At 57.3% G+C, this 12,074-nt stretch carries 7 protein-coding genes; all 7 read left to right on the forward strand.

Features of this window, described 5'->3' with window-relative positions:
• The first annotated feature begins 19 nt into the window (after positions 1–19).
• Positions 20–2,662, forward strand: a complete 2,643-nt coding sequence (gene infB, locus ACN0RV_RS13765) for a translation initiation factor IF-2 (RefSeq protein WP_417348361.1) — start codon at positions 20–22, stop codon at positions 2,660–2,662.
• A gap of 44 nt (positions 2,663–2,706) precedes the next feature.
• Positions 2,707–3,117, forward strand: coding sequence for a 30S ribosome-binding factor RbfA (gene rbfA, locus ACN0RV_RS13770; RefSeq protein ID WP_417348363.1), 411 nt, complete (start codon positions 2,707–2,709; stop codon positions 3,115–3,117).
• On the forward strand, positions 3,117–4,061 hold the full coding sequence (gene truB / locus ACN0RV_RS13775) for a tRNA pseudouridine(55) synthase TruB (protein ID WP_028108593.1): 945 nt from the start codon (positions 3,117–3,119) through the stop codon (positions 4,059–4,061). Before rbfA ends, truB begins: the two co-directional genes overlap by 1 nt.
• An 88-nt stretch (positions 4,062–4,149) precedes the next feature.
• Complete coding sequence (gene rpsO, locus ACN0RV_RS13780) at positions 4,150–4,419, forward strand: 30S ribosomal protein S15 (protein ID WP_028108592.1); 270 nt, start codon at positions 4,150–4,152, stop codon at positions 4,417–4,419.
• A gap of 192 nt (positions 4,420–4,611) precedes the next feature.
• Complete coding sequence (gene pnp / locus ACN0RV_RS13785; RefSeq protein ID WP_417348366.1) at positions 4,612–6,711, forward strand: polyribonucleotide nucleotidyltransferase; 2,100 nt, start codon at positions 4,612–4,614, stop codon at positions 6,709–6,711.
• Between the two features lie 224 nt (positions 6,712–6,935).
• On the forward strand, positions 6,936–7,844 hold the full coding sequence (nlpI, locus tag ACN0RV_RS13790; RefSeq protein ID WP_417348368.1) for a lipoprotein NlpI: 909 nt from the start codon (positions 6,936–6,938) through the stop codon (positions 7,842–7,844).
• 1,021 nt (positions 7,845–8,865) lie between these two features.
• The coding region (locus ACN0RV_RS13795) for a retention module-containing protein (RefSeq protein WP_417348369.1) at positions 8,866–12,074 on the forward strand (3,209 nt) is incomplete at its 3' end.

Consider the following 12,074-nt stretch of genomic DNA (forward strand, 5'->3'; position numbering starts at 1 on the left):
AACGGAGGATTCAAGAAATATGGCAGATTTGACAGTAGAACAACTCGCCAAAGAAGTAGGTAAGCCGGTTGATCGTTTGGTTGCCCAGTTTGCCGAAGCCGGCATCAAGAAAGGTGCTAGCGACAACGTGACTCAGCAGGAGAAAGAGACCCTGCTGAACCACCTGTCTGGCCAGCACGGGGGCGGCACGGAGCCCACCCGCATGACTCTGCAACGCAAGAAGCGCTCAACTCTGAGCGTGAACGCCGGTGGAGGCAAATCAAAGGACGTACAGGTTGAGGTGCGCAAGAAGCGCACCTATGTGAAGCGCAGCGCGATTGAAGAGCAGCAACGTCAGGAAGAGGAAGCCCGTAAGGCCGCAGAAGACGCGGCACGCCGAGAGGCGGAGGAGCGGGCCAAACGTGAAGCCGAAGAGATAGCCAAGCGCGAAGCACAAGAGAAAGCCAAACGTGACGCCGAGGAGAAGGCCAAGCGACAGGCAGCAGACAAAGCCAAGCGCGAGGAGCAAGAGAAGTTGATGGCGAAAGATAAGGCCCAAGATGATACCGCCCGTCAGGAAGCGGAGAAACTGAAGGCAGCCCAGGAAGCCGAAGCCGCCCGTAAAGCGGAAGAGGAAGCCAAAGCCAAGGCCGAAGAGGCCAAGCGTCTGGCAGAAGAGAACGCCAAGCGCTGGGAAGCGGAAGAGAAAGAACGTAAGGCCCGCGAACAGGCGGATTACCACGTGACCACCTCTACCGCCGCCCGTGCAGCAGAAGACGCTTCCGACGCCCAGGCCGAGCGCGGCCGTCGTCGTAAGAAGAAGAAGCCTGCCGACGATCGCACCGCTCGCGGTCCTCAGCGTGGTCGCGGTCGTGGCCGTGGCAAAACTGCTGCCAATCAGCACGGCTTCCAGAAGCCTGTTGAGAAGGTGACTCGCGACGTTGAAGTGGGTGAAACCATCACCGTAGGTGAGCTGGCCAACAAGATGGCCGTGAAAGCCACCGAAGTGATTAAAGTGATGATGAAGATGGGCGCCATGGCGACCATCAACCAGGTGATCGATCAGGAAACTGCCGTTCTGGTATGTGAAGAGATGGGTCACAAGGTGATTCTGCGCAACGAGAATGAGCTGGAAGATTCCGTACTGTCCGATCGTGACACCGAAGCGGAAGTGCGTCCTCGCGCGCCAGTCGTGACCATCATGGGTCACGTTGACCACGGTAAGACCTCTCTGCTGGATTACATCCGTCGTGCCAAGGTGGCCGATGGTGAGGCCGGTGGTATTACCCAGCACATCGGTGCCTACCACGTAGAAACCGGTAACGGCATGATCACCTTCCTGGATACCCCTGGCCACGCAGCCTTTACCTCCATGCGTGCCCGTGGTGCCCAGGCTACCGACCTGGTAGTTCTGGTGGTGGCGGCCGATGACGGCGTAATGCCTCAGACCATCGAAGCGATTCAGCACTCCAAGGCGGCCGGTGTGCCCCTAGTGATTGCCGTGAACAAGATGGATAAAGAGTCCGCCGATCCGGATCGTGTTAAGAACGAGCTGTCTCAGCACGAAGTGATCCCAGAGGACTGGGGTGGTGAGCACATGTTTGTTCACGTGTCCGCCAAGTCCGGTATGGGCATCGACGAACTGCTGGAAGGCATCCTGCTGCAGTCTGAAGTACTGGAGCTGAGCGCACGCGAAGAGGGCATGGCCCGCGGCGTGGTGATCGAGTCCCGTCTGGATAAGGGGCGCGGTCCTATCGCGTCCATCCTGGTACAGGAAGGTACTCTGAACCAGGGCGACATCGTTCTCTGTGGTCTGGAGTATGGCCGTGTTCGTGCCATGCGCGATGAGAACGGTAAAGAGATCAAGTCTGCCGGTCCGTCCATCCCTGTAGAGATCCTGGGTCTGTCCGGGGTACCTGCTGCCGGTGATGAAGCCACCGTAGTTCGTGACGAGAAGAAAGCCCGTGAAGTTGCCCTGCACCGCCAGGGTAAGTTCCGCGAGGTGAAACTGGCCCGTCAGCAGAAGGCGAAACTGGAGAACATGTTCGCCAACATGCAGGAAGGCGATGTGTCCGAACTGAACGTGGTACTGAAGGCCGACGTACAGGGCTCCCTGGAAGCCATTGCCGACTCCCTGATGAAGCTGTCCACCGACGAGGTGAAGGTGAACATCATCGGTCGTGGCGTGGGTGGTATCACCGAGACCGACGCCTCTCTGGCGGCAGCGTCCAACGCCATCATGGTGGGCTTCAACGTCCGTGCCGATGCCGTTGCCCGTCGCACTGTGGAGAACGAGAACCTGGATCTGCGCTACTACAGCGTGATCTACGACCTCATCGACGAGGTGAAGGCGGCCATGAGCGGAATGCTGGCCCCTGAGTTCAAGCAGCAGATCATCGGTCTGGCCGAAGTGCGTGACGTGTTCAAGTCGCCAAAGATTGGTGCGGTTGCCGGCTGTATGGTTACCGAGGGTATCGTTAAGCGCTCCGCCCCCATCCGTGTACTGCGCGAAAACGTGGTTATCTACGAAGGCGAGCTGGAGTCCCTGCGTCGCTTCAAGGACGACGTTGCCGAAGTGCGTAACGGCATGGAGTGTGGTATCGGCGTGAAGAACTACAATGACGTGAGAGTCGGCGATCAGATCGAAGTCTTCGAAACCGTCGAAGTGAAGCGTACCCTGTAAGCAATTGAGTAGGGGAGGGGAAACCCTCCCCGGATTTAGGTGTTATGGCGAGAGAATTCAGTCGAACCCGGCGTGTCAATGAGCAGATCCAGCGCGAGCTGGCGATGATCCTGATGCGCGAGATCCGGGATCCCCGCCTGGGGATGACCACCATCAACGACGTTGAGGTGTCCCGGGATCTCAACTATGCCAAGGTGTTTGTGACCTTCCTGGACGACGAGCCAGAGCAGGTTAAGAGCCAGATGGACGCGCTGCTTGAGCTGGCGCCCTACATCCGCTCACTGCTGGCCTCCAGCCTGCGCAATATGCGCGCCATTCCTGAGCTGCGCTTCACCTACGACAAGTCGTTGGTGGAGGGGATCCGCATGACCAATGCGGTGAACAAGGCGGTTGCCCAGGATGAGGCTAAGGCCGAAAAGCACGGCACTCAAGAGTCAGATGAGGATCAGAAGTAATGGCCAGACGTCGTTTTCGCGGCCGATTGGTTGACGGCATTGTCCTGCTGGACAAGCCGGCGGGCATCACCTCTAACGATGCCCTGCAGAGGGTAAAACGCATCTACAACGCCGCCAAGGCGGGGCACACCGGTGCCCTGGACCCTCTGGCGACCGGGATGCTGCCTCTGTGCTTTGGTGAAGCCACCAAGTTTTCCCAGTACCTGCTGGAGGCGGATAAGCGCTATCGCGTTGTTGCTAAGCTGGGTGTTCGCACCACCACCTCGGACGCCGATGGTGAAGTGGTTGAGGAGCGCCCGGTGAACATCAGCCTGGGAGAGATTAACAAGGCCATTGACCACTTCCGTGGTGAGTCGATGCAGATCCCCAGCATGTACTCCGCCCTGAAGTATCAGGGTGAGCCACTGTACAAGTATGCCCGCCAGGGCATCGAGGTGCCCCGTGAGGCCCGCCCCATCAACGTCTACGAAGCAGAGCTGATCCGATTCGAAGGCGATGAAGTGGAGATGGAACTGCACGTGTCCAAGGGCACTTACATCCGCACCATTGTCGACGACATGGGCGAGCTGCTGGGCTGCGGAGCGCACGTTACCGTGCTGCGTCGTACCCAAGTGGCCGGTTACCCCTATGAGCGTATGGTCAACCTGGAACAGCTGGAAAACCTGCTGCAACAGGCCCTGGACCAGGGCCGTAAGCCTAAGGAGCTGTTGGATCCCCTGCTGCTGCCAATGGACACTGCGGTGATGACTCTGCCTGAAGTGAACATGAACGAGGTGGTGGCCAGCTACATCATGCAGGGCCAGCCTGTTCAGGTTCCCAAGGCGCCCAAAGAGGGTGCGGTACGCCTGACCGTGGGCAGCCAGCGGGTGTTTGTCGGTGTCGGTGAAATCGACGCAGACGGCCTGGTGGCACCAAAGAGGCTGATTAACGTCAGCCAGGGTTGAGTCCAGGGGACACAGCCGCTAGAATACCCCGTCCTGCTGGAGCTGAATTAGTGATCGGCCCAGCCTATTTGTAAATTCGGAGATTATTATGTCACTAAGCACTGAAGCGAAAGCAAAGATTCTGGCTGAGTTTGGCCGCGGCGAGAACGATTCCGGTTCTCCTGAGGTTCAGGTTGCTCTGCTGACCCACCAGATCAACCATCTGCAAGGTCACTTCAAGAAGCACATCCACGATCACCACAGCCGTCGTGGTCTGCTGCGCATGGTTTCCCAGCGTCGTAAGCTGCTGGACTACCTGAAGCGTAAGAACCACACCTCCTACGCTGAGCTGATCGCCAAGCTGGGCCTGCGTCGCTAATAGATGCAATCCGAAAGAGAGGGGACCCTTTGGGGTCCCCTTTTTTGTATTTGGTTGCCAGTTCGTTAAGTTCCTCAACCTAAGTGAGCGATTTTTCCACCTTTTCCCCCTTGACGCCTGTCATTCCCCCAGCATTGCAGTATACTAATCCGCGAAATTTAAGGTTAAAAATACTGCTAAGGAACACATAACGTGAATCCCGTCATTAAGAGTTTTGAGTATGGCCGTCACACGGTCACTCTGGAGACCGGTGTCATCGCTCGTCAGGCTGACGCCGCCGTACTGGCAAGCATGGGTGATACCACCGTGCTGGTTACCGTTGTTGGTAAAAAGCAGGCCGATCCCGGTCGTGACTTCTTCCCTCTGACGGTGAACTACCAGGAGAAAACTTACGCAGCGGGCAAGATTCCAGGCGGTTTCTTCAAGCGTGAAGGTCGTCCTTCCGAAGGTGAGACTCTGACTGCTCGCCTGATCGACCGTCCTATCCGTCCTCTGTTCCCTAAAGGGTTCAAGAACGAGGTTCAGGTTGTTGCCACCGTAGTGTCTGTAGATCCTGAGATCCAGCCTGACGTGGTTGCCATGATTGGTGCATCCGCTGCCCTGGCCCTGTCCGGTATCCCCTTCGCTGGCCCCATCGGTTGTGCCCGTGTAGGTTTCAAAGATGGTGACTACCTGCTGAACCCCTCCATCACCGATCTGGAAGAGAGCGATCTGGACCTGGTGGTTGCCGGTACTGCCGACGCGGTACTGATGGTAGAGTCCGAAGCCGCCATGCTGTCCGAGTCCGTGATGCTGGGTGCCGTAGTATTCGGTCACCAGGAGCAGCAGAAAGTGATCGCTGCCATCAACGAGCTGAAAGCCGAAGCGGGTAAGCCTACCTGGGACTGGACTGCCCCTGAGAAGAACGAAGCCCTGATCGCCAAGGTGGCCGAGCTGGCCGAAGCCGACATGGGCGATGCCTACCGCATCACCGACAAGATGGAGCGTAAGGACGCCGTCGACGCCGTTAAAGCCAAAGCCAAAGAAGCGCTGCTGGCCGAAGACGAAGAGTTGGATGGTCAGGAGATCTCCGACGTTCTGGGTAGCCTGGAAAAGACCGTGGTTCGTGGCCGTGTTCTGGCCGGCGAGCCTCGTATCGATGGCCGTAACACCAAGATGATCCGCGCTCTGTCCGTGGCTCCAGGTGTTCTGCCCCGTACTCACGGTTCTGCCCTGTTCACCCGTGGTGAGACTCAGGCCCTGGTTGCCGCCACCCTGGGTACCGAGCGCGATGCTCAGATGATCGATGAGCTGACCGGTGTGCGCACCGATCGCTTCATGCTGCACTACAACTTCCCTCCCTACTGTGTGGGCGAGACCGGCATGATCGGTTCTCCCAAGCGCCGCGAAATCGGCCACGGTAAGCTGGCCAAGCGTGGTGTAATGGCGGTTATGCCGTCTGCTGAAGAGTTCCCATACTCCATCCGTGTGGTAAGTGAGATCACCGAGTCCAACGGTTCCTCCTCCATGGCTTCTGTATGTGGTACCTCTCTGGCCCTGATGGACGCCGGTGTGCCAATTAAGGCCTCCGTAGCCGGTATCGCCATGGGTCTGGTGAAGGAAGGCGACAACTACGTGGTTCTGTCTGACATCCTGGGTGACGAAGACCACCTGGGTGACATGGACTTCAAGGTTGCCGGTAGCCGTGACGGTATTACCGCCCTGCAGATGGACATCAAGATCGCCGGTATTACCCAGGAGATCATGCAGGTTGCCCTGAAGCAGGCCTACGAGGCCCGTATTCACATCCTGAACGTGATGGATGAGAGCCTGCCTTCCGCTCGTGAAGAGCTGTCCGAGCATGCACCTCGCATCACCACCATCAAGATCCACCCTGACAAGATCCGCGACGTGATCGGTAAGGGCGGCGTGAACATCCGTGCTCTGACCGAAGAGACCGGTACCACCATCGAGATCGAAGACGATGGTACTGTGAAGATCGCCTCCAGCGATGGCGCGGCTTCTGCCGAAGCGGTTCGTCGCATCGAAGCGATCACCGCCGACGTGGAAGAGGGTCGCATCTACGACGGTAAGGTTGTTCGTATCGTTGACTTCGGTGCCTTCGTGAACATCCTGCCTGGTAAAGATGGTCTGGTTCACATCTCTCAGATCACCGCAGAGCGCGTAAACAACGTGGCTGACCACCTGTCCATTGGCCAGGAAGTGAAAGTGAAGGTTGTGGAAGTGGACCGTCAGGGCCGCATCCGTCTTTCCATCAAAGACGCTATCGAAGGTGAAGCCAAGGGCGAATAAGTCCGGTCTTCACCCATAGTGAAAGGGAGCCTCAGGGCTCCCTTTTGTTTTTCTGGTGCTTTGAAGTTCCTCTGGATGCTTGGGGAACCCTGGGGGCTATTGAGTCTCTAACTCCTTAGTTTTTTGACGTTGTACAAATAGTTAATGCGTTTGCTATGGTCCCCCTCTACAATGAGAGCATACATGGCACGCCGCTGCTTTAGCGGTGGCAAAAGGATGGTTCTATGAGATTAAGACAATACTGGCTGGCCCTGGGGGTCCTCTGCCTCGGTTTGACCGGTTGCGCCGCAACCCCAGAGGCACCCAAGGAGCAGGGCGGTGGCCAGATGATGCTGGTGACGCCATTGCAGCCAGATGCCAACCTGGAACTGGCCCTGGCCAAGATCAGCGAAGTGCTGGTGACCGCCGAGTTGACCGAGGAGCAGCGTGCCCGCTTCCTCTATGACCGTGGTGTGCTGTACGACAGCGTTGGTCTGCGTACCCTGGCTCGCATCGATTTCTCCCGCGCACTGAAGCTGCGCCCGGACCTGCCCGATGCCTACAACTTCATGGGGATCTACCTGACCCAGGCGATGGAGTTTGACCAGGCTTATGAAGCCTTTGACGCGGTGCTGGAGCTCGATCCTGAGTATGACTTTGCCTTCCTCAATCGCGGTATTGCCCTCTACTACGGCAGTCGCCCACAGCTGGCGATGTCTGACCTGGAGGAGTTCTACCTCCGGGACACCGGAGATGCTTATCGTGCCCTGTGGCTCTACCTGGCCGAGAGACAGGGGAACCCTGAGCAGGCGCTGGTTGGGCTAAAGGCTCGCAGTCAGGGCATTCAGGATGGTTGGGGGGCTGCTCTGGTCGCCTACTACCTGGGTGAACTGGACGAAGGGCAGCTTCTGGCTGCCGCCAGGCAGGACCTGAGTCATCAGAAGCAGCTGGCAGAGCGTCTGTGTGAGGCTTACTTCTATATGGGCAAGCAAGCCCGGATGGATGGTCAACCAAGGCGAGCTCTGAACCTGTTCAAATTGTCGCTGGCCACCAACGTCTATGAGTTTGTTGAGCATCGCTACTCCATCATGGAGATGCGTCAGATAGCCGAGCAGCTGATGGAAGAGGCGGAGCAAGCGGAACAAGCCAATTAAGGCTGCGAAACCGAAAGAGAAAAGGGGTCCAGTAGGACCCCTTTCTTTTTAGCTCTTGTCGCGATTGATGCCGGTGTCAGAACTGGCTTGTCAGTCTCACCACTCCTGAGTGGTTGCTCTGAAGGGGGGATTTAGCACTACCAGAAGTGTTAATTTTTAATGGGGCGAGAAAGCAAGTTCATGCGAAAATGGGAGGGTGAAGAAAGGTGGCCAAATACAGATTAGGTCTTACTGGAATTGTGAGCGGTCAACTCCTTTTAGGAAGAGAAGTGGCCTCATTATTGGGATGAGGCAAGGGCTTTAATGTTGGGTTGAATATGTACCTTCACCAAAAATGCAGGTTGACTGCTTATTTATTCCGTTTCTTTGAGTGAGCAAAAAATATGAGCCAATTGGCAGAGACATGTTCTGCCGGAAAACGGCGCGGATGGATTATTGTACTGTTGAAGCTTGTACTACTGCTGTCTGGTTCGGGTAACCAATGGTGTTGCCAGTCCCTCTATTTCCTTACTTTTCCAGCTAAGCGCAGCTTTGTCTGAGACTGTAGGCTAGCTAAGGTTGATTCTGCTTTTTTCTGCCTCAAAACAGTGAGTCATTGCTCCGCCCTCTGACTTTATGCCAATGCTTTTACCCTGACGAGGTCGGATGAGACATGAAAAAGTGCCGAACGTCTTTCGAATATCCTGAACTGTGGTCAGATAGTTGACGCTGTCTTGTTTTTGACACCTTGGGTTGGTAGTCTAGTTCTACCTACATTCGTATCTCAACTGAATTCATGTTCGAATGCTTTTGGGCTCAATATGAAATAGATTTTCAGGACTTAATGACTGCCATGGGGCGGTCATTTTTTGGCTTTGGGGATCAGCTATATCTTTTGGGGATTAAGAGATAAAGCCCGCAATAGGGTCCTGGATTAGATATTTGTCCTTTCGGGGCCGGCTATTGCAGATATTCGGTTGCCGGGCTACTGGCGGGACATGTGTAGGAAATTACAAACAGCAAGGAATCATCGGGGAACAGTATGGCTATTAGCTTAGTTATCGCGGCATCCGCCAAGGGTGCTTGGGTCTTGTCAGAAGATGGCACTCGTCGGGAGGCGAAAGCCGGAGACCTTCTTCTGGAGACGGATACCCTTCTGGTGCCGGATGGCCAAGAGGTGATACTGCAGGATCCCGATAAGCTTCCTCTCTTTGTTGAGTCTGGGGAGTTCTCCTTCATGGAACTGCAGGCGCAGTTTGCTGAGGCAAAGGAGCCGAATCAGGAGTCTGACACCTCTGCCGAGGATGAGATTGCAGCGCTGCAGGAGAGCATTTTGGCAGGGGTCGACCCAACTAAGGCTTTTGAAGCGGCTGCAGCAGGCGGAACGCCAGATGCCGAGCCGCAGAGCTCCGGTTCTTCACAGGTTGCTTCCATTGACCGCCAGGCAGAAGAGGTGATCGCCACCAGCGGTTATGACACCGCTGCGCCAGATGATCAGCCTGAGGTAAACGACGCCCCTGAAGACATCACTACTAACCAAGCCCCGATTGCTCTAAGTGCATCTGCTCCAACCTTAGTTACCCCTGAAGATACCAGCATCCGGATCACCAGTGAGCAACTGCTCAGCCATATCACCGACCCCGAGGGTGATGCGTTGTCTGTGGGTTCGCTGCGCCTCGCTGATACTTCTGCAGGGACCTTGGTTGACAATGGCGATGGAACCTGGACTTTTGTTCCTGCTGATAACACCAATGGTGAATTTGAGCTGATTTATGATGTGGTCGATGCGGTTGGCAACACCACAACGACTTCCATCGACGTCACTGTCACCCCGGTCAACGATGCCCCTGATGCTCAAGATGACACCCTCAATGCCGTGGAAGATACGCCACTGACCCTTGGGGTATCCGACATCGTTAGCCCCAATGACACTGATGTGGACGGCGACAGCCTGGTGATCACCGGTGTGGCCAACGCCACCAATGGAACAGTGACTCTGAATGCCGATGGCACCATTACCTTTACTCCGGACGCCAATTTTAATGGCCAGGCTAGCTTCGAATACACCATCAGTGATGGCAATGGCGGCACGGATACCGCCACTGTGGTTGTTAACGTCGCATCGGTAAACGATGCGCCGGTGGCCGATGACGATACAGCCTCAACTCAGGAAGACAGTGCGGTCACTCTGGGGCTGAGTGACCTCGTTGATCCCAACGATACGGATCTTGATGGCGACAGCCTGGTTATCTCCGGCGTGGCTAATGCCACCAACGGTTCAGTCGTGCTGAACGCCGATGGCACAGTGACTTTTACTCCAGATGCCAATTTCAATGGCCAGGCAACCTTTGAATACACCATCAGTGACGGCAACGGCGGCTTCGATACTGCGACGGTCACTATCGATGTCGGGGCCGTGGATGATCTGACTGCGGCAGATGATTCCATCTCTACCCAGGAAGACACCTCGGTGTCCGGCTCTGTGGCGGGCAACGACAGCACCACCAGCGGCGGTAGCCTGAGCTTCGCCCTGGCCACCGATGCCGCCAACGGCTCTGTCACCATGAACGCCGACGGTACCTACACCTACACCCCGAACGACAACTACCACGGCACCGACAGCTTCACTTACACGGTGACCGACGCCGCCAGTGGCGAGAGCAGCACCCAGACGGTGACCATCACCGTCGGTTCGGTGGACGACCTGAGTGCCGGCGACGACAGCAACGCCACTCAGGAAGACACCGCGGTGTCCGGCACTGTGGCCGGTAACGACAGCACCACCAGCGGTGGCGATCTGTCTTTCGCCCTGGCGACCGATGCCGCCAACGGTAGCGTGGTGATGAACGCCGACGGCACCTACACCTACACCCCGAACGCCAACTACCACGGCACCGACACCTTCACCTACACGGTGACCGATGCCGCCAGTGGCGAGAGCAGCACCCAGACGGTGACCATCACCGTCGGCTCGGTGGATGACCTGACTTCAGCTGATGACAGCAACAGCACCACCGAGGACACCGCGGTGTCCGGCTCTGTGGCCGGCAACGACAGCACCACCAGCGGTGGCGATCTATCTTTCGCCTTGGCGACCGATGCCGCCAACGGTAGCGTGGTGATGAACGCCGACGGCACCTACACCTACACGCCGAACGACAACTACCACGGCACCGACAGCTTCACCTACACGGTGACCGACGCCGCCAGTGGCGAGAGCAGCACCCAGACGGTGACCATCACCGTGGGGTCGGTGGACGATCTGACTGCCGGCGACGACAGCAACAGCACCCAGGAAGACAGCGCGGTCTCCGGCACCGTCGCCGGCAACGACAGCACCACCAGCGGTGGTAGCCTGTCCTTCGCCCTGGCGGATGATGCGGCCAACGGCTCTGTCACCATGAACGCCGACGGCACCTACACCTACACCCCGAACGCCAACTACCACGGCACCGACAGCTTCACTTACACGGTGACCGATGCCGCCAGTGGCGAGAGCAGCACTCAGACGGTGACCATCACCGTCGGTTCGGTGGACGACCTGACTTCAGCTGATGACAGCAACAGCACCACCGAGGACACAGCGGTGTCCGGCTCTGTGGCCGGTAACGACAGCACCACCAGCGGTGGCGATCTGTCCTTTGCTCTGGCAACCGATGCCGCCAACGGCAGCGTGGTGATGAACGCCGACGGCACCTACACCTACACCCCGAACGCCAACTACCACGGCACCGACAGCTTCACTTACACGGTGACTGACGCCGCCAGTGGCGAGAGCAGCACTCAGACGGTGACCATCACCGTGACCCCAGACAACGCCGACGCGGTACTCGCCGATGACAGCAAGACGGTGGCGGAAGACATTGATGCCACCGGCAACGTGCTGAGCAACGACCTGGCGGACGACGCGGCGCTGAGTGTGAAGAGCTTCAGCGTTGGAGAGCAGACTGTGGCCGCCGGGGAGACCATAACCCTGGAGAACGTCGGTACCATCACCATCGACGCCAACGGTGACTACGTGTTCGACCCGGTGGATGACTGGAACGGCAGTGTGCCGACCATCATATATACCACCGACACCGATCAGACTGCCGAGCTGCAGATCACCGTGACCCCGGTCAACGACGCCCCTGTGGTGAGCGACGCCGAAGGCGACAAGGCGTTCGAGGACGGCCAGGGCGGGATCTCCTTCAACGTCAAAGACAACTTCAGCGATGAGGATGGCGCGGACGACATCACCGGCATCAGCGT

Origin of the sequence: Ferrimonas sp. (genome assembly GCF_048263965.1) — a bacterium.
Taxonomy (GTDB): Bacteria; Pseudomonadota; Gammaproteobacteria; order Enterobacterales; family Shewanellaceae; genus Ferrimonas.